This window comes from Streptomyces sp. NPDC001194, from assembly GCF_042896985.1.
GTDB lineage: Bacteria > Actinomycetota > Actinomycetes > Streptomycetales > Streptomycetaceae > Streptomyces.
This window is the reverse complement of record NZ_JBIAXU010000034.1, coordinates 1-17912: the sequence shown is the minus strand read 5'-3', so window position 1 is coordinate 17912 and position 17912 is coordinate 1. Positions and strand designations below refer to the sequence as shown.

The following is a 17912-nucleotide window of genomic DNA, read 5'->3' as shown; positions in this document are numbered from 1 at the left end:
GCCGGCTGCCCGCCGCCTGATGATCGGCTGATGAACGAGGCATTCATCGTTCGTTTATCGCCGCCCGCCAAGATGGATACATCGACTCACCGCGTCGGGGGGCGCGGAAGTCGTCTGGAGGACCACCCGTTCGGCGGTCCGCGGGGGAATCGCCGAACGGGCCCGACCCATCCATCAGGAGAACCGATGACGACGAACGAGAACATCCTGCCGAACGACGGCGACATCAAGCCGATGGACAATCACGCGTCCGGCATCGAGATCAAGCCGCTCGACGACAGCCTGGCACCGGGCGTCGACATCACGCCGATGGACAACCACGCCTCCGGCATCGAGATCAAGCCGCTGGAGAAGAAGCCGGCTTCGGGCGAGGACATCGTGGCCATGGACAACCACGCCTCGGGTCCGCGTCCGTAAGACGTCCCACGGGGGACAGCGGGGGACGGGGGGGTCCGGTTCCACGGGGGATACGGGGAACCGGACCGACTGGGGCCGCGCGGGGATTCGGGGGAACCCCACGCGGTCACGGGGGAGCACGGCCCGGTGGGGTCACGGGGGAACCACCGGGAGCACGTACGACGGGGGAGCACAACAAGGACGGCGGCCGCGGTGGCCCGGAGGGGGAGCCACCGCGGCCGCCGTCGTGCGCGCGCGTACGGTGCGCCTTCCGGAGGCACGCGAGGGCCGCGCCGCGGCGCGGCGCGGCGCCGGGGTGGAACGGCGCCGGGGTGTAACGGTCCGGCCGGTGCCCTCGTGATCGCGCGGGAGCGCCCCGTTCCCGGGCCCGCCCTCATTAGGCTGGGCCCGTGTTCACCTCACAGGGACCCACCGTCCGCGAGCTCGCCGTGCAGGCCCTCTCCTCCGTCGAGCGCGGGTACGACCTGCTCTCGCCCAAGTTCGACCGGACGCCCTTCCGCACCCCCGACCGCATGCTCGACGCCGTCGAGGAGACGCTCGCCCAGCGGGAGGGCTCCTTCGGGTCCGGGCTCGACGTGTGCTGCGGGACCGGGGCCGGGCTCGGGATGCTGCTCCGGCTGTGCCGGGGCCGGGTGACCGGGGTGGACCTGAGCGCGGGCATGCTGGCCGAGGCGGCGCGGGCGCACCCCGACGAGCGGGTCGACCTCGTACGGGCCGACGCGCGGGCGCTGCCGGCCGAATCGGCGGACTCGTACGACCTGGCCGTCAGCTTCGGCGCCTTCGGCCACTTCCTCCCGGCCGAGCGGCCCGGCCTCTTCTCCGGAGTCCACGCGGCGCTGCGCCCGGGCGGCCTCTTCGCGTTCCCGATCGGAGCCCCGCTGCGGCCGGTCTCCTGGGTGTGGTGGGCGGTGGCGGGCTTCGACGCGGCGATGCGGGTGCGCAACGCCGTGTGGCGGCCGCCGTTCGTCATGTACTACCGGACCTTCCCGCTGGGCGGCGTCCGCGCCGACCTGCGCGCGGCCGGCTTCACGGTGGAGACGGTCCCCCTGGACCACTTCGGCCGCCGCGACGACGGAACCCCGCGCTGGCGCCTGGTCCTGGCCCGCAAGGCCGACTAAGCGCCGGTACCAGCACGCCCCGCCCAGTAGGCTGGCCGAGCACCCCCAGGAGGACCCCATGGCAGCCGAGCTCCCGGGATGGATGCTCCCGCCCCGCCCCAGCGGCTGGGAAGCGGACGACCTCGACCACTGGCCCCAGGCCCCCCGGCACACCGAGCTCATCGACGGAGCGCTGATCTTCATGGTGTCCCCGCAGCGGTCCTGGCACGCCCGGCTCGTGGAGAGCTTGACCTTCAGCCTGAGGAAGGCCGCACCCGAGGGCATCGAGATCGAGCGGGAAATGACCGTCCGCCTCGACGAGAGGAGCCGCCCCGAGCCGGACATCCTGGCCACGACGGCCGCCTACGACCCCGACCGCACCCGCTACCTCCCCGAAGAGGTCGTCGTGGTGATCGAAGTGGTGTCCGAGGAGTCGGCGGACCGCGACCGCTCGATCAAGCCCTTCAAGTACGCCCAGGCCGGGATCCCGCACTTCTGGCGGGTCGAGGACGAGCAGGGCGAGCCCGTCGTGCACGTCTACGAGCTGGACACCGTCACCCGGACGTACGTTCCGACCGGGATCCACCGCGACCGGCTCAAGGTGGCGGTGCCGTTCCCCGTGGACATCGACCTGGGCACGCTCACCCCCTGACCGGGCGGGCGCGGAGTTCGCGCTTCAGGACCTTTCCGCTCGCGTTGCGCGGCAGCTCGGCGACGAACTCGACCTCGCGCGGGACCTTGTAGTTGGCCATCTCGCGGCGGGACCAGGCGATCAGGTCGTCGGCGGTGAGGGTGCAGCCGGGGCGGCGCACCGCGTACGCCTTGCCGACCTCGCCCAGGCGCGGGTCGGGGACGCCGACGACGGCGATGTCGGCGATGTCCGGGTGCAGGCCGAGGAGTTGCTCTATCTCGGCCGGGTAGGCGTTGAACCCGCCGACGATGAACATGTCCTTGATCCGGTCGGTGATGCGCAGGTTGCCCTCGGCGTCGAGGACCCCGACGTCGCCGGTGCGCAGCCAGCCGTCGGGGGTGACGGCCGCGGCGGTCTCGGCCGGGTCCTCGAAGTAGCCCTGCATGACGTGGTGGCCCCGTACCCACACCTCCCCCGCGGTGCCGGCCGGACGGGCCCGCCCGTGCTGGTCGGCGATCCTCACCTCGGTGTCGGGGATGGCCCGTCCCGAGGTCGAGGCGATGACCTCGGCCGGGTCCCCGCGGCGGCACATGGTGACGATGCCGCTGGCCTCGGAGAGCCCGTACGCGGTGAGCACGGTGGCGATGTGCAGTTCGCCGCGGAGCCGTTCGACGAGCTGGAGCGGGACGACGGCGGCGCCGGTGACGACCAGGCGCAGCGCCGACAGGTCGTGCTGGTCGCGCTGGGGGTGGTCGAGGAGGGACTGGTGGAGGGTGGGCGGGCCGGGCAGCACGGAGATCCGCTCGGCGGCGATGTTGGCGAGGACGGTGTCCACGTTGAAGACGGGCTGCGGGACCATCGTGGCCCCGCGCATCAGGCAGGCGATGATGCCGGCCTTGTAGCCGAAGGTGTGGAAGAAGGGGTTCACGATCAGGTAGCGGTCGCCCTCGCGCAGTCCGGCGAGCTCGCTCCAGACGTCGTAGCAGCGCAGCGACTGGGCGTGGGTGATGACGGCGCCCTTGGGGCTGCCGGTGGTGCCCGAGGTGAAGATGATGTCGGAGGGGGAGTCGGGGCGGATCGACTCGGCGCGCTCGCGCACGGTCCCGGCGCCGGTCCCGTCGCCGCCGGCCAGGAACTCCTTCCAGGTGCGGAAGTCGTCCGGGGCGTCCTCGGCGAGGACGACGACCTGTTCGAGGTGCGGCAGTCCGGGCAGCGGCCCGCGGCCCTCCCCTTCGGCCGCGGCGCGGCGCAGGGAGGCGACGTACGAGGTGCCGAGGAAGGTGCCGGTGACGAAGAGGAGTCTGGCCCGGCTGCGCCGCAGGACGTACGCGGCTTCGGAGCCTTTGAAACGGGTGTTGAGGGGGACGAGTACGGCGCCCGCCGAGACCGCGCCGAGCGCGGAGACGATCCACTCCAGGGTGTTGGGGGCCCAGACGGCGACGCGGTCCCCCGGCTCGATCCCGGCCGCGATGGCGGCGGCCGCGGCCCGCTCCACGCGCTCTCCGAGCTGCGCGTAGTCGATGCGGACGCGTCCGTCGACGACGGCCTCGCGGTCGGCGTACCGTGCGGCCGCCTCGCGCACCAGTCCCGCGACGCTGCCCCAGCGCAGATCCCCCCGCGCGTCTTCGGTCATCGCACACCCCTCCCAGTAGCTGACTATCCGTCAGATTAGCTGTAGCCTTCGCGGCTGTCAGTACTGGTGCAGCTCCGGAGGTGGCGATGGCGACAACGCTCAAGGACGCTACGGCGATAGTCGGGATCGGCCAGACCGCCTTTGCCAAAAGGCTTCCCGAGTCCGAGAAGGAACTGGCCTGTCGCGCCATCCTCGCCGCGCTCGCGGACGCCGGAATAGCGCCTTCGGAAGTCGACGCGTTCTCCTCGTACACGATGGAGGAGACCGACGAGGTCGAGGTCGCCAAGGCCATCGGCGCCGGCGACGTCACCTTCTTCTCCAAGATCGGCTACGGCGGCGGCGGCTCCTGCGCCACCGTCGGCCACCTCGCCGCGGCCGTCGCCACCGGGCAGGCGACCGTGGGCGTCGCCTGGCGCTCGCGCAAACGCGGCTCCGGCCCGCGCCCGTGGAAGAACACCGCCGTCCAGCTGCCCACCCCCGGCCAGTGGACGCGCCCCTTCGGGCTGCTGCGCCCCGCCGACGAGATCGGGATGCTGGCCCGCCGCTACATGCACGAGTACGGCGCCACCCGCGACCACCTCTTCAACGTGGCGATGGCCTGCCGCAACCGGGCCAACGAGAACCCGGCCGCGATGATGTACGAGCGCCCGCTGACCCGCGAGATGTACATGACCTCCCGGATGATCAGTGATCCGCTCTGCCTCTTCGACAACTGCCTGGAGACCGACGGGGCACTGGCCTGCGTGATCGTCTCCGCCGAGCGGGCCCGCGACTGCCGCCACAAGCCCGTCTACGTCCACTCCGTCGCCCAGGGCCTGCCCGCCCAGCACCACGGCATGGTCAACTACTGGAACGACGACCCGCTGTCCGGGCCCGCCTGGACCGCCGCCCGGCACCTGTGGAAGCAGGCCGACTTCGGGCCCCAGGACGTGGACGTGGCCCAGATCTACGACGCCTTCACCCCGCTCATCCCGCTGTCCCTGGAGGGCTACGGCTTCTGCGGGCGCGGCGAGGGCGCCGCGTTCACCGAGGGCGGGGCCCTGGAGATGGGCGGCCGGCTCCCGATCAACACCGGGGGCGGCGGACTGTCCGAGGCCTACGTGCACGGTTTCAACCTGATCAACGAGGGCGTCAAGCAGCTCCGGGGGGTCTCCACCGCCCAGGTGCCGGACGCGGCGACCTGCCTGGTGACGGCGGGCGAGGGTGTCCCGACGTCCGCGATCCTGCTGAGGAGCTGACCCCATGACCACCACCACGGCCTCCGCCGCCGACTCCGCCCCGGCTTCCGCGGAGGAGCTGCTGCTGCCCGTCCCCGACGAGGACGGCGCCCCCTTCTGGGAGTACGCCGCCCTGGGCGAGCTCCGCGTCCAGGCCTGCACCGCGTGCGGCCGGCTCCGCTTCCCGCCCCGCCCGTGCTGCCCGCACTGCCAGTCCTTCGGCTCCGAGTGGCGTCCGATGAGCGGGCGCGGCCGGATCTGGTCGTACGTACGGCCGCACCCGCCGCTGCTGCCCGCGTACGCCGCGCAGGCCCCGTACAACGTGATCCTCGTGGAGCTCGCCGACGCCCCGCACATCCGCCTCGCCGGGAACCTCGTCACCTCGGCCGACGCCCCGCTGGACTCCGTGGACCCGGCCCGCCTGCGCATCGGAGCCCGCGTCCAGGTCGTGTTCACGCAGGTTGGCGGGATGACCGTGCCGCGCTGGGTGCTGGAGAAGCAGTGACGGTACGGGTGGAGCGGGACAAGGCGAGCGGGGTCGCGGTCGTCACCCTGGACCGGGAGCGCAGGCACAACGCGATCGACCTGGCGACGGCCGCGGAACTGGCGGCGGTGTGGCGGGAGTTCCGGTACGAGGAGGACGTACGGGCGGTCGTGCTGACGGGCGCCGGACGGGCGGCCTTCTGCACGGGCATCGACCGCGGGGTGGAGGTCCCCCAGCCGTCCTCCCCGTATTCGGTGGACGATCCGCTGGTGGCGATCGGCCCGAAGGCGAACGACCTGTGGAAGCCCGTGGTCGCCGCCGTCAACGGCATGGCCTGCGGCGGGGCTTTCTACCTGCTGGGCGAGTCGGAGTTCATCGTCTCCTCCTCGACGGCGACCTACTTCGATCCGCATACGGCGTACGGGATGGTCAGCGCGTACGAGGCCGTGTACATGGCGCAGCGGATGCCGTTCGGGGAGGCCGCCCGGATGTCCTTGATGGGGACGGCGGAACGGCTCTCCGCGCGGCGGGCGTACGAGATCGGCCTGGTCTCGGAGCTGGCCGAGCCCGGAGAGCTCCCGGCGGCGGCGCTGCGGGCGGCCGCGACGCTGGCCGGGTATCCGACGGAGGCCGTGCAGGGCACCGTACGGGCCCTGTGGTCGGCGAAGCAGGCCGCGCTGCAGCAGGCGCTGGCGCAGGCCCCGGCGCTGATCGCGCTGGGGAACCTCTCCCCGGAGCGGCAGGCGGACCTGTTCACGGGGCGCCGGGCGGCGCCGGATCCGCGGATCCGCTAGCCGGACGAGGCGCCCGGGCCGCCCGGCCGGCCGCTAGTTGATCGTGCCGACGACGCAGGAGCCGACGTCGGCCGCCTTGTCCTTCCGGGTCATCTTGGCGGTGACGGTCTGCGTATCGCGGGCCTTGAGGGAGACCGGGACGGTGGTGCGCTCCACGACGCCGCCCGCGCCCTGGAAGACCACGGGCACGTTGACGAGGCGCGTGGTGTCGACGTCCGAGGTCACCTTGAGGACGGCCTGCGGGCTGCCGGGACCGGCGCAGGTGACGACCTGGGCATGGGCGGGCGGGCCGGCGCTCTTGGTGGGCGACGGGCTCGACTTGCCACTGCCGTTGCTGCCACTGGTGCTGCCGCTGCTGCTGCTGTTGTAGCTGCTCCGCTTCTTGGAGCTGGAGCAGCCGCCGCCGCTGCCGCTGCTCTTCGAGCCGTGACCGTGCCCGCTGGACGAAAATCCGGTCAGCGCGAACACGACCGCGACCAGCACCGCGGTGAACCTGATCCGACGTCCAGCCACCATGGCTCGAAACCCCTCCCCTGGACAACGGCGGGCCACGCTATCACCGCTTGCCCCGTTCACAGTTGCCATGCATATGATCAAACCCGGCCAACGGGGAGGCGCACCATGTCCGGTTCCTTGCGGCGCAGTCGAAGGTGAAGACGCTGTGAAATCTGTAAGGGGATCCGGTGCTGACCTACTACGAAGTCATGACCACGGACCTGGGTCTGTTGACCACGGCAGCCGCCAAATGGGAGGAAATGGCGGGTGAGCTGAAAAAGGTCGAGACCCGGTACGGCGATTCCGTGCAGAAGATCACGCTGGGCGGGGAAACCTGGAACGGGGTCAGCCAGCAGACCGCCCACACGAGTTTCGCGGCGACCCGCTACGAATACACCGCCGCGCAGGCCCAGGCGAAGGCGATCGGGAGCCTGCTGCGCGATGCGCACGAGAAGTTCACCGATCTGAAGAACAAGCTGGAGAGCGCGCGCGACGACGCGATAGCCGCCGGCATGACGGTCTCCGAGCAGGGACACGTGGCGTTCGACTGGTCGAAGCTGACGCCCTCCGAGCGCAGCGCGTACCACCACGACCCCGACGGCCAGAAGACGGTGAGCGACGCCGTCACCAAGTGGCAGAAGCACATCGACGACCGCGTGAAGGCCGTCGCCGAACTCGACGCCAACGTCAAGACCGCCCTCAGCGCCGCCGTCATCGACAGCAACCGGGACGCCCTCGGCAAGGGCGACGACGAAACCCTCACCGGATTCAACCGCTACGCCGAGGGCGACCTGGACAAGGCCCCGAAGAAGCTCGACGACGGTTCCGCGGACAAGCCCAAGGAAGACGACGGGCTCACGATCACCGGGCCGGACGCCGGATTCAAGCTCACCGGCACCAAGTACGGCAAGGAGGGGTCGATGAAGGCGTACGCCGACCTCTTCCACATGACGTACAAGGGCGAGTACAACAACGGCCGGTTCAATCTCGGCGGGGTCGACGACATCTACGTCGGAGCCAGGTCCACCGCGAACTGGGGCTTCAACGACAAGGGCCTCACCAGCAAGGCCGAGGTCTCGGCGGGCGTCCGGGCGATGCTCGAGGGACACGCCAACTACGGCGTCGTCGGCGGCTACGGGCGCTTCGAGGGATTCGCGGGCGGCGAGGCCTCCGCCAGCCTCGGGGCGGGCAAGGACGGCGTCAACGCCGGCGTGAAGGCCTTCGCAGGCGAGAAGGCCAGCGTCGCCACGGGCGCGGAGGTCGCCGGGCTCGGCGCCGGCGCCACCGCCGAAGGCTGGTACGGCGCGGGCGCGGAAGCCAAGGTCACCTTCGGCAAGGGCGATGACGGCAAGTACCACTTCGGAGGCAAGGTGGGCCTCGCCCTCGGCCTCGGCGGCGCCGTGGGCGGCGAGTTCACGGTCGACCCGGGCAAGGTCAAGGACGCCGCGGGCGACGCGGCCGACTGGGTGGGCGACACGGCCGGCTCGGTCAAGGACGAGGTCACGAGCTGGTTCGACTGACCGCACCCGCCTGATGTACTCCCCGTACACCCCGCACTCCCCCCGTGGAAGGAGGGCCTGAGATGCCCACGACCCTGCCGGTGCCCATCGAGTTCGGCTTGCCGGAAGGCTGGGAGGCCGCACCTCCGGACGAGGTGGGCGCACCCGGCGTGGCGTTCATCGCGCTGTATCCGCAGCCCGACGACGGGTTCACCGCCAACATCACCGTCGACGGCGACTTCCGCCCGGACGGGGCGACGCTCGCCGACATGGCCGGGGAGTCGGTGGAGCGCCTGCGCCAGGGCGGCGCCGAGTCGGTGACGGTGACCAGCCGCCGTGAGCTCGGCTCCGAGACCTCGCCCGGCCTGGCCCAGCGGCTGACCCTGTCGGCCACCGCGGGCGGGGTGCGCCGCGACCTCGTCCAGTCCCACGTCTACCTGGTCGTCCTGGACCTCGCCAACCCGCACCGGCGCGCGGTGGTCCGGCTCGTCCTGACCTCGACGGCGGCGCAGGAGGAAGGCCTCCTGCCCGACTTCCAGGCCTTCCTGCGCACGGTGCGCCTCGACACGGGGGAAGGAACCGGCTGATGGGCCGCCTCTGGGACCGGTACATGGGCACCGTACGGGCCGACGACGGCGCGACGGCGATCCCCACCACGGAACTGCGGGCCGCGCTGCTCGCCCTGAACGGCACCGGTGTGGTGTTCAGCGTCCGCGAGGCGGGCAGCGGGGGCGCCGACCTGGTCGCGGACTGGAAGGTCATGGAGCCCCCCACCGGCACCGGCCTGAACCGCCGGCAGGTCGAACGGACCTTCAAGGTCTGGATGCGCCTGCTCCCGGCGGAGCGGGAGGTGCGGGCCATGGACGAGCAGTGGGCGGTGACCCGGGCCGGGAGCCCGCCGGGCCGGACCGTGCAGCGCGAGCACGGCCGCGGGCCCATCCGGCACAGGCAGAAGGAGTGGACCTTCGAGCGGGGACCCGACGGCAGCCGCCGGAAGGTGGAGTCGTTCCGCCTGGACACCCGCGACCTGAAGGACCCGCTGCGCAAGACGGTCCTCGGGGCGGGCTGGAGCTGGCACGGCGTGCGCAAGCTCTGACCCGGACGGCGGCGGGAGCGCCCCGGACACGGCGGCGGCCCCGACCCCCCGTGAGGGGGGCGGGGCCGACCAGCCGGTACGGCGGGTGGTGCGGGGTCGATCAGGCCTTCTCGACGACGCCCGAAGCGGCGATCTCGATCTTGCCGCGAGTGGCGCCCGAGGGGGTGCCGAGCTTCTCGATCGCGTCGACGATCTCGGAGCCCTCGACGACCTCGCCGAAGACGACGTGCTTGCCGTCCAGCCACGGGGTGACGACCGTGGTGATGAAGAACTGCGAGCCGTTGGTGTTGCGGCCGGCGTTCGCCATCGACAGCAGGTACGGGCGGTCGTGCTTCAGCGTGAAGTTCTCGTCGGCGAACTTCTCGCCGTAGATGCTCTTGCCGCCGGTGCCGTTCTGGTTGGTGAAGTCGCCACCCTGCAGCATGAACTGCGGGATGACGCGGTGGAACGGCGAGCCCGCGTAGCCGAACCCGTGCTGGCCGGTGGCCAGCTCGCGGAAGTTCTTCGCCGTCTGCGGAACGACCTCGTCGAAGAGGCTGAAGACGATGCGGCCGGCGGGCTTGCCGTCGATGTTGATGTCGAAGTAAACGTTGCTCATGGGGTCCATCCTGTCACTCCCGGTGCCGCACGCGACTCGGAGGGGCCCGAAAACCCTCACCCGGCCGTACGGGTGCCCGTGCCCTTGGCCGCGTCCAGGGCGTACACGCAGCGGTCCTTGCTGCATGCGTAGACCACGCCCGCCTCGGCCACCGGGGCGCCCGTGATCTCCCCGCCCGTGGCCAGCTTCCAGCGCAGCTGGCCGCCCGCCGCGTCGAGGGTGTACAGGCAGTGGTCGGCCGAGCCGAAGTGCACCCGGCCGTCCGCGACCGCCGGCAGGCCGGTGATCTCGCCGCCCGCCGCGAAGCGCCACTTCGGGGTGCCGGTGACCGCGTCGAGCGTGTACAGCGCGCTGCCGGCGCCCAGGTGGACGTTGCCGTTCGCGACGACCACCGGGTCCGAGGACTGCCGTGCCTCCGTCGCGATCCGCCAGCGGTCCTGGCCGGTGGCCGCGTCCAGGGCGTACACCGTGCCCAGGTAGTCGGCGAGGTAGACCCCGCCGCCCGTGACCGCCGCGCCGGGCGCGAAGGCCGGGGCGGCCAGGAAGACCGCCGGGGCCTCGAAGTGCCAGCGGACCCGGCCCGAGGCCCGGTCCACGGACAGCACGCGGGTGCCGGCCGCGATGTAGACGTTGCCGTCCGGGGCCGGGGTGACCCGTACGGGGACGTTGCCGCAGGAGGCGGCGTCGCCGACCGGGTACGACCAGGCCTCGCGGCCGCTGCGGGCGTCCAGGGCGCGCAGCCGCGCGTCCTGCCACACGTACACCGTGCCCTCGTGCAGGACGGGGGCCGCCTCCGGGGTCTCGAAGTCGCTCTGGGCGCCGGTCAGCTCCCACAGCTTCTGGCCGTTGGAGGCCTCCCGGCCCTGTACGCCGCCGCCGCGCGTGGCGGTGACGACGGTGCCCCGGTCGGCGCGCAGCGCGTACACCCAGGCGTCGGTGTTCAGCCGCCACCGCTCGGAGCCGTCCGCGGCGTCGAGGGCGTAGAGGGAGGGGCCGTCGGAGGCGTGGATGCGGCCGTCCGCGACGGCCATGGACCAGGCGACGTCGCGGGTCTTGAACTGGCGGCGGCCGCTGGCCACGTCCAGCGCGTGGACCTCGAAGGAGGTCACGTACAGCAGGTCGCCGGCGACGGTCGGGGTGCCCCAGACCTCATTGGACATGCGGAAGCGCCAGGGCCGCCAGCGGCCGCTGTCGGGTCCGGCGGCGGGCGAGGGCACCACGGCCGAAACGGAGGAGGACGCGGGGGCGTGGGAGGCGGCCCCGCCGCCGCCCGGCGGGCGGACCCAGCCGGTCGCCGAGTCGGCGGCGGCCGCGTGCGCGGCGGGCGCCGCGGTGCCCGTACGCGGCCCGGGCCCGATCGGGACCGGCGAGCCGCCGAGCCGGACCGGCTCGCCGGACGGCGCCGGGGACGCCGGCCGCGGCGGGTGCTGCGGACGCTGGGGGACGGCCTGGCCGGTGCGCGGGTCGACCCACGGATCGGCGCCGGAGGCGCCGCGCGGCTCCCTGCGGTGCGTCGCGGCGTCGGAGCCGCGCCCGGGGGAACGGCCGGGTGCCGGGACCGGCGCGGCGGCCGTACGCTGCCCCGCCCGCCGGGCCTCGATCATGGCGACGGCCCGGCCGGGCAGCCACGCCGAGGCGGTGCCGCTGTCGTCGCCGCCGTCGAAGAGGTGCGGGGCGAGCTGTGCCTGCAGGTCGGCCGGGGTCGGGCGCTGGGTCGCGTCCATCTGCATGCAGGAGTCGATCAGCGGCCGCAGCTCGTCCGGGAGCCCCTCCAGGTTGGGCTCGTCGCGCAGCAGCATGAACACCGTCTCCACCGGGTTGGCCCCGTGGTACGGCGGATGGCCGGTCGCAGCGAAGACGAGGGTGGAGCCGAGCGAGAAGACGTCGCTGGCGCCCTTGACGCTGCGCGAGTCCTTCGCCTGCTCGGGCGACATGTACGCGGGCGTGCCGACGGCGACGTTCGTCATGGTCAGGCGGGTGTTGGAGACGCCGCTCGCGATGCCGAAGTCGATCACGCGCGGGCCGTCCTCGACGACGAGCACGTTGGACGGCTTCAGGTCGCGGTGGACGAGGCCGGCGCCGTGGATGGACTGCAAGGCCTCGGCGATGCCGGCGGCGAGCCACCGTACGGCCTGGGCGGGCATCGGCCCGCACTCGTTGACGATCTCCTCCAGCGAGGGCGCCGGGACGTACGCGGTCGCCAGCCACGGCACGGCGGCCCGCGGGTCGGCGTCGACCACGGCCGCGGTGTAGAAGCCGGACACGGCCCGCGCCGCCTCCACCTCACGGGTGAAGCGCACCCGGAACAGCTGGTCCTCGGCGAGCTCGGTCCGCACCGTCTTGATCGCCACCCGGCGCCCGGATGCCGACCGCGCGAGATAGACCAGCCCCATGCCGCCGGCGCCGAGCCGTCCCAGCACCTCGAAGGGGCCGATCCGTCTCGGGTCGTGCTGCGTCAGCTGCTCCACCACTCGCCTCACAATCCCCGTACGGGCCCTCGCCGGGCCCGTTCCCACCTGCACGCGCGCCGGCACGGCGGTCGGCCCCGTGCAGCGTCTCACCCCGGGCGCCGCCCGGGGTCGCGCAACCCCGATTCTGTCAGGCCCGCGCGAGGGGCGCGTCGTCACAGTCCGGGCCCGACCGCGGACGTCCCCTCGGCCATCCCCTCGGGCATCCCCTCGGACACCCCCTACCCGTGCGTACCCGTACGGGGCTCCGAGAGGAGGGCGAACACCGCGCCCTGGTTGTCGGCGACGACCGCGATCCGCCCGTGCGGCGTGTCGAAGGGGTCGGCGGTGACGCGGCCGCCGAGCCGCTTCACCGTCGCGACGGACTCGTCGACGTCCGGGACGGCGAAGTACACGAGGAAGTGCGCCGGCATGATCTCCGGGAACGCGTCGGTGATCAGGCTGCGCCCCAGGACGGCGGTCTCGGCCCCGGGCCGGCTGCCGGGCGGGGACCACAGCCGGTACTCGACGCCGCTGCCCGCGTCGTCCTGGTCCTCGGGGACGTAACCGAAGACGTTGGCGTAGAAGACGTCGACCGCGTCGCGGGCGCGCGTGTAGACCTCGCTCCAGCAGTACGTGTACGGCTCCTGCTGGGCGTCGAAGCCGTGGTGGGTGCCGGGCTGCCACAGGCCGAAGACGGCCCCGCCGGGGTCCGCGGCCAGTGCGGCGCCGCCGTACGGGCCCACCGGCTGGGGGTCCATGACCATCTGGCCGCCGGAGGCGCGAATGCGGGCGGCGCACGCGTAGGCGTCGACGGTGTAGAGGTAGATCCCCCAGACGGTGGGCATGCGGCCGTCGGGTTTGGGGGCGAGGGCGGCGACGTTGCGGCCGCGGCTGTAGGCCTGGGTGTAACCGCCGTACTCGGGGCCGGCCCCGGCGGAGAAGGTCCACCCGAAGAGCTCACCGTAGAAGCGCTTGCCGGCCTCGACGTCCGGCAGCGAGGCGTCCACCCAGCAGGGTGTGCCCTCCGCGAATGCGGCCATGGCCCGGTTCCTTCCGTTGTGCCCCTCTGTGCCCCTCAGCCATGATCTGCCCGAAAACTTGTCCACAGCCTGTTGATAAGACTAATCGGGGGATTTCGAGAGGAAGCGGGCGGGGTGCGCGGGGCTGCGCCCGGCCTGATTTCGCACCGGATCTATGCGGAATGCGCCCGGAATCGGCACGTCCGCCGCCCGGAAACCGCCACCCGGAGCGGCCCGGGGCGCCGTCTTCGCCCAGGCCAGGTGTCACGTAACCCCATTTGCAGGCGGCCGAATCGCGCGCAGATCACCCCTCGGTAAGCTGACGGCATGACAGGACAAGTACGCACCGTCGACGGCCGCGTGGCCGGCCGGCGCGGTCAGGCGACGCGGCAGAAGCTGCTCGACTGCCTCAGCGAGATGCTCAGCTCCTCGCCGTACCGCGACGTCAAGGTGATCGACGTCGCCCGCAAGGCCGGCACCTCCCCCGCGACCTTCTACCAGTACTTCCCGGACGTCGAGGGCGCCGTCCTGGAGATCGCCGAGCAAATGGCCACGGAGGGCGCGCAGTTGACGGCGCTCGTCGAGGGCCGCAACTGGGTCGGCAAGGCCGGCTGGCAGGCCGCCGAGGAACTCGTAGAGGGGTTCCTGGACTTCTGGCGGCGCAACGACGCGATCCTGCGGGTCGTCGACCTCGGCGCGGCCGAGGGCGACAAGCGCTTCTACAAGATCCGCATGAAGATCCTGAACTCCGTCACCAACTCCCTCACGGAATCGATGAAGGAGCTCCAGGCCAAGGGCAAGGTCGACAAGGACCTCAGCCCGGCGGCGATGGCGGGTTCGCTGGTCGCGATGCTGGCCGCGGTCGCCTCGCACCAGAAGGGATTCCAGACCTGGGGCGTCAAGCAGGCCGAGCTCAAGCCGAACCTGGCGCTGCTCGTCCACCTGGGCATCACCGGGAAGAAGCCGACCAAGTAACGGCGGACCCTCCCTCGGGGTCCGCCGCCCTCCCTCCTCCGCGCCCCTCCCCCGATCCCGCTCGTGCTCCACGCTCGTCTTCCCGCTCGTTCCCGCTCGCCCTTCCCGTTCTCCTGCCGGCCGGCCGCCGCGATCAGCGACGCTCCAGGCGGAACAGCCGGATCTCGCGCTCGATGCGCGCCTGGTACGTCGCGTACGGCGGCCAGAACCCCAGCACGGCCTGCCACGCCGCCGCGCGCTCCGCACCCTCCAGCAACCGGGCCCGTACGGCGATGTCCTGACCCTTCCAACTCACCTCCGCGTCAGGATGCTTGAGCAGGTTCGCGGTCCACGCCGGATGTCCGGGGCGGCCGAAGTTGGAGCCGATCAGGAGCCAGCTGACGCCCCCCTCCTCCGGCATGCAGGCGAGCGGCGTGGTGCGCGGCTCGCCCGTCTTCGCGCCCTTGGCGGTCAGGATCACGCCGGGGAGCATCTGGGCGCTGAGCATGACCTTGCCGCGGGTCAGCTTGTGCACGGCCTTGTCCATGGCGGGGATGAAGTGCGGTGCGAGCTTGGCGAACAGCATGGTCGAGGAGACCTTCTGCATCAGCTTGACGCCGGCTGCCATTGCCATCAGACGGCCACCTTCTCTTGTGGGGTGGTGAACAGGCCCGAGCGGTGGGCGGCGTGCGCCCGCAGCCGGTGGACGGGGCCGAAGAGCAGCTCGTCGGCCGCGGCCCGCTTGAAGTACAGGTGCGCGTCGTGCTCCCAGGTGAAGCCGATGCCGCCGTGCAGCTGGATCGCCTCACCGGCCGTGATCCGCAGGGCTTCGAGGGCCTGGGCCAGGGCGAGACCGCCCTGCCGCGGGTCCCAGGCGGCGTAGTAGGCCGCCGAGCGGGCCGCCTGGACGTGTACGTAGAGGTCGGCCAGCCGGTGCTTGACGGCCTGGAACGACCCGATGGGCCGCCCGAACTGCTCGCGCTGGCGTACGTACTCCACCGTGCGGGCCAGCGCCTGCCCGGCCGCGCCGACCGCCTCGCAGGCGAGGACGGCGGCGGCGGTGCGCCCGGTGGCGGCGAGCGCGTCGAGGACGGCGTCGCCGGTGGCGTTGTCGGCGTCGGCACCGAGCAACTCGGCCGGTGTGTCGCGCAGTTGGACGCGGGCCTGTGGCCGGGTCTCGTCGAGGGTGGCCTGTCGCGACCGGGCCAGGCCGGGCGCGTCCTCCCGTACGAGGAAGAGCAGGGTCCGGCTCCGGGCGAAGCCGCCGGTGTGCGCGGCGACCAGCAGCAGGGAGGCGCTGTGCCCGTCGAGCACCTGGGCGGCCTCCCCGTACAGCCGCCAGTCACCGCCTTCGCCGGGCCGGGCCTGCACCCCGCCGGCCCGGCCCCCGCCGGCCCACTCCCCGGGGGTGTTGTCGCCGGTCAGCGCGAGGGCGGTGGAGAGGGCCGGGCCGGGGACGGCGAGGGCGGCGGTGAGCCCGCCGGCGGCGAGCGCCGGGAGCAGCCCGGAGCGCTGGGCTGCGGTGCCGAGGGCGGTGATCAGCGGTACGGCGAGCGCGGCGGTGGCCAGCAGCGGCGACGGCAGCAGCGCCCGGCCGGTCTCCTCGCAGGCCAGCGCCAGGTCGGCGGGGGTGCAGCCGACGCCTCCGTACTCCTCGGCGACGGCGATGCCGGGCAGGCCGAGCTGCTGCGCGAGCCGCTGCCAGAGCTCGCGGTCGTGTCCGGCGGCGGTGCGGACGGCGGCCTTGACCTCGTCCGGACCGCAGCGTTTGCCCAGGATCTCGCGCAGGGTGCGGCGCATCTCGTCCTGCTCCGCGGTGAAGGCGGCATCCATCGTCGGGCTCCTCCCCGTATCTGACGGGCCGTCATGTTAGGGCGAGCGGCGGCAGATGCACAGGGGGCGGGAGCCCCGGGGATCGGCGCGGGCCGCGGAGACCGCGTCGCACGGGCTAGAAACTGACACTACGTCAGATGTACGTTCTGGTACATGCCTGGACTCACGCCCGGACCCATGCCCGGACCCACGACAGAACCCCGCGACGGACGCCGCCGGGTCGCCGTCGTCGGGGTCGCCCTCTCCGACTGCGGCCGGGTGGACGGCCCCACCCCGTACGCCCTGCACGCACAGGCCGCCCGCCGCGCGCTGGCCGACTCCGGCCTGGACCGCTCCGTCATCGACGGCTTCGCCTCGGCCGGCCTCGGCGTCCTCGCACCAGTGGAGGTGGCCGAGTACCTGGGGCTGCGCCCCACCTGGGTCGACTCCACCTCGGTGGGCGGCTCGACCTGGGAGGTCATGGCGGCGCACGCGGCGGACGCGATAGCGGCGGGGCACGCGAACGCCGTGCTGCTGGTCTACGGCTCGACGGCCCGGGCCGACATCAAGGCCCGCAGGCGCACCTCGAACCTCTCCTTCGGAGCGCGCGGACCGCTGCAGTTCGAGGTGCCGTACGGACACACGCTGGTCTCGAAGTACGCCATGGCCGCGCGCCGCCACATGCACGAATACGGGACGACGCTCGAACAGCTCGCCTCGGTGGCGGTCCAGGCCCGGGCGAACGCGGCGACGAACCCGGACGCGATGTTCCGCGAACCGATCACGGTCGACGAGGTCCTGTCCGGCGAGATGATCGCGGACCCGTTCACGAAGCTGCACTGCTGCATCCGCTCGGACGGCGGCTGCGCGGTGCTGCTGGCGGCGGAGGACTACGTACCGGACACGGCGAAGGAGCCGGTCTGGATCCTGGGCTCGGGCACGTCGGTCTCGCATACGACGATGTCGCAATGGGAGGACTTCACGGTCTCCCCGGCCGCGGTCTCGGGCCGCATGGCGTTCGAGCGGGCGGGGGTGACCCCGGCGGACGTCGACATCGCGCAGATCTACGACGCGTTCACGTACATGACCCTGGTGACCCTGGAGGACCTCGGCTTCTGCGCGAAGGGCGAGGGCGGGGCCTTCGTGGAGAAGGGCCGCCTGCTGCGGGACGGCGAACTCCCGGTCAACACCGACGGCGGCGGCCTCTCGGCCTGCCACCCGGGCATGCGCGGCCTGTTCCTGATCGTCGAGGCGGTCCGCCAGCTCCGCGGCGAGGCCGGCCCGGACCGCCAGGTCACGCGCCGGGGAGGCCGCCTCCCGGAGGTGGCGGTGGCGTCGGGCACGGGCGGCTGGTTCTGCTCGTCGGGAACGCTGGTCCTGGGGCGGGGGTAGGGGAGTCTCGCCGTTCGGGGTGGGGGGTGGGGGGGTTCGGGGGGGGTCGGGGGGGTCGGGGGGGGTCGGGGGGGTCGGGGGGGGTCGGGGGGGGTCGGGGGGGTCGGGGGGGCTTGGCGGCGCGGGGTTGAGAGGGTTGGGCGGGGTTTCGGGGGGCGGGATCCACGCGGTCGGGGTCGGTGGTGTGTCCGGGGGCGTCCCGTCAGTCCACTGTCCTTCCGTGTCGGGTCGGTCCGTCAAGGGCGCTCACTTCGTTCGCGTCGCTGCGCGATGTCGCTGCGCTCCACCCTTGACCGACCGCCCCGCCCCGGAAAGACAACAGAC

18 protein-coding genes are annotated in these 17912 nt (G+C 72.7%); 11 read left to right on the top strand and 7 right to left on the bottom strand.

The genetic code is table 11. The features are described 5' to 3' along the window. Positions 1-186 precede the first annotated feature (186 nt). From ACFY1T_RS35140 to ACFY1T_RS35130, 3 genes are all read left to right on the top strand, one after another. Positions 187-417 carry a hypothetical protein gene (locus ACFY1T_RS35140; protein ID WP_051806528.1) on the top strand — a complete coding sequence of 77 codons (231 nt, stop codon included), beginning with the start codon at positions 187-189 and terminating at the stop codon, positions 415-417. Positions 418-806: 389 nt separating this feature from the next. Continuing rightward, positions 807-1535: a class I SAM-dependent methyltransferase gene (locus ACFY1T_RS35135; protein WP_390791801.1), complete on the top strand. Its 729-nt coding sequence runs from the start codon at positions 807-809 to the stop codon at positions 1533-1535. A gap of 58 nt (positions 1536-1593) precedes the next feature. After that, entirely contained in the window at positions 1594-2166 is a 573-nt protein-coding gene (locus tag ACFY1T_RS35130; protein ID WP_390791800.1) for a Uma2 family endonuclease, read from the top strand. On the opposite strand, the gene ACFY1T_RS35125 is transcribed toward ACFY1T_RS35130, so the two are convergent. Continuing rightward, positions 2156-3778, bottom strand: a complete 1623-nt coding sequence (locus ACFY1T_RS35125) for a FadD3 family acyl-CoA ligase (RefSeq protein WP_390791799.1) — start codon at positions 3776-3778, stop codon at positions 2156-2158. The two genes, ACFY1T_RS35130 and ACFY1T_RS35125, sit on opposite strands and share 11 nt — an antisense overlap. An 86-nt stretch (positions 3779-3864) precedes the next feature. On the opposite strand from ACFY1T_RS35125, the gene ACFY1T_RS35120 reads away from it, so the two are divergent. From ACFY1T_RS35120 to ACFY1T_RS35110, 3 genes are read left to right on the top strand one after another with little or no spacing between them, the layout of a single operon-like run. Beyond that, positions 3865-5016 (top strand): lipid-transfer protein, encoded by a 1152-nt coding sequence (locus ACFY1T_RS35120; RefSeq protein ID WP_390791798.1) that lies wholly within the window; start codon positions 3865-3867, stop codon positions 5014-5016. Positions 5017-5020: 4 nt separating this feature from the next. Beyond that, positions 5021-5500 (top strand): Zn-ribbon domain-containing OB-fold protein, encoded by a 480-nt coding sequence (locus ACFY1T_RS35115; protein ID WP_390791797.1) that lies wholly within the window; start codon positions 5021-5023, stop codon positions 5498-5500. Next, positions 5497-6273, top strand: coding sequence for an enoyl-CoA hydratase/isomerase family protein (locus ACFY1T_RS35110; RefSeq protein ID WP_390791796.1), 777 nt, complete (start codon positions 5497-5499; stop codon positions 6271-6273). Before ACFY1T_RS35115 ends, ACFY1T_RS35110 begins: the two co-directional genes overlap by 4 nt. Positions 6274-6306: 33 nt before the next feature. Here ACFY1T_RS35110 and ACFY1T_RS35105 read toward each other — a convergent pair whose 3' ends face one another. Next, the gene (locus ACFY1T_RS35105) at positions 6307-6789 is read right to left on the bottom strand and encodes a hypothetical protein (RefSeq protein WP_390791795.1); all 483 of its coding nucleotides are present in this window, start codon (positions 6787-6789) and stop codon (positions 6307-6309) included. Positions 6790-6977: 188 nt separating this feature from the next. On the opposite strand from ACFY1T_RS35105, the gene ACFY1T_RS35100 reads away from it, so the two are divergent. From ACFY1T_RS35100 to ACFY1T_RS35090, 3 genes are all read left to right on the top strand, one after another. After that, the gene (locus ACFY1T_RS35100) at positions 6978-8288 is read left to right on the top strand and encodes a hypothetical protein (RefSeq protein WP_390791794.1); all 1311 of its coding nucleotides are present in this window, start codon (positions 6978-6980) and stop codon (positions 8286-8288) included. A 62-nt stretch (positions 8289-8350) separates the two neighbouring features. Then, positions 8351-8854 (top strand): hypothetical protein, encoded by a 504-nt coding sequence (locus tag ACFY1T_RS35095; RefSeq protein ID WP_390791793.1) that lies wholly within the window; start codon positions 8351-8353, stop codon positions 8852-8854. Then, positions 8854-9363: a hypothetical protein gene (locus ACFY1T_RS35090; protein WP_390791792.1), complete on the top strand. Its 510-nt coding sequence runs from the start codon at positions 8854-8856 to the stop codon at positions 9361-9363. The genes ACFY1T_RS35095 and ACFY1T_RS35090 overlap by 1 nt, the downstream gene beginning before the upstream one ends. 100 nt (positions 9364-9463) lie before the next feature. Here the strand turns inward: ACFY1T_RS35090 and ACFY1T_RS35085 are convergent, their stop codons facing one another. The 3 genes from ACFY1T_RS35085 to ACFY1T_RS35075 form a co-directional block, all read right to left on the bottom strand. Next, entirely contained in the window at positions 9464-9961 is a 498-nt protein-coding gene (locus ACFY1T_RS35085; protein WP_390791791.1) for a peptidylprolyl isomerase, read from the bottom strand. Positions 9962-10017: 56 nt separating this feature from the next. Next, positions 10018-12432 carry a serine/threonine-protein kinase gene (locus tag ACFY1T_RS35080; protein WP_390791790.1) on the bottom strand — a complete coding sequence of 805 codons (2415 nt, stop codon included), beginning with the start codon at positions 12430-12432 and terminating at the stop codon, positions 10018-10020. Between the two features lie 218 nt (positions 12433-12650). Then, positions 12651-13451, bottom strand: a complete 801-nt coding sequence (locus ACFY1T_RS35075; RefSeq protein WP_384716695.1) for a VOC family protein — start codon at positions 13449-13451, stop codon at positions 12651-12653. A gap of 306 nt (positions 13452-13757) precedes the next feature. Here ACFY1T_RS35075 and ACFY1T_RS35070 point away from each other — a divergent pair, with 306 nt between their 5' ends. Next, the gene (locus ACFY1T_RS35070; RefSeq protein WP_053790587.1) at positions 13758-14405 is read left to right on the top strand and encodes a TetR family transcriptional regulator; all 648 of its coding nucleotides are present in this window, start codon (positions 13758-13760) and stop codon (positions 14403-14405) included. Between the two features lie 133 nt (positions 14406-14538). Here ACFY1T_RS35070 and ACFY1T_RS35065 read toward each other — a convergent pair whose 3' ends face one another. Both ACFY1T_RS35065 and ACFY1T_RS35060 read right to left on the bottom strand, forming a co-directional pair. After that, positions 14539-15012 (bottom strand): nitroreductase family deazaflavin-dependent oxidoreductase, encoded by a 474-nt coding sequence (locus tag ACFY1T_RS35065; protein WP_030873291.1) that lies wholly within the window; start codon positions 15010-15012, stop codon positions 14539-14541. Positions 15013-15017: 5 nt separating this feature from the next. Continuing rightward, the gene (locus ACFY1T_RS35060; protein WP_390791789.1) at positions 15018-16217 is read right to left on the bottom strand and encodes an acyl-CoA dehydrogenase family protein; all 1200 of its coding nucleotides are present in this window, start codon (positions 16215-16217) and stop codon (positions 15018-15020) included. Positions 16218-16370: 153 nt separating this feature from the next. Here ACFY1T_RS35060 and ACFY1T_RS35055 point away from each other — a divergent pair, with 153 nt between their 5' ends. After that, positions 16371-17588, top strand: coding sequence for an acetyl-CoA acetyltransferase (locus ACFY1T_RS35055; protein WP_390791788.1), 1218 nt, complete (start codon positions 16371-16373; stop codon positions 17586-17588). Positions 17589-17912 lie beyond the last annotated feature (324 nt).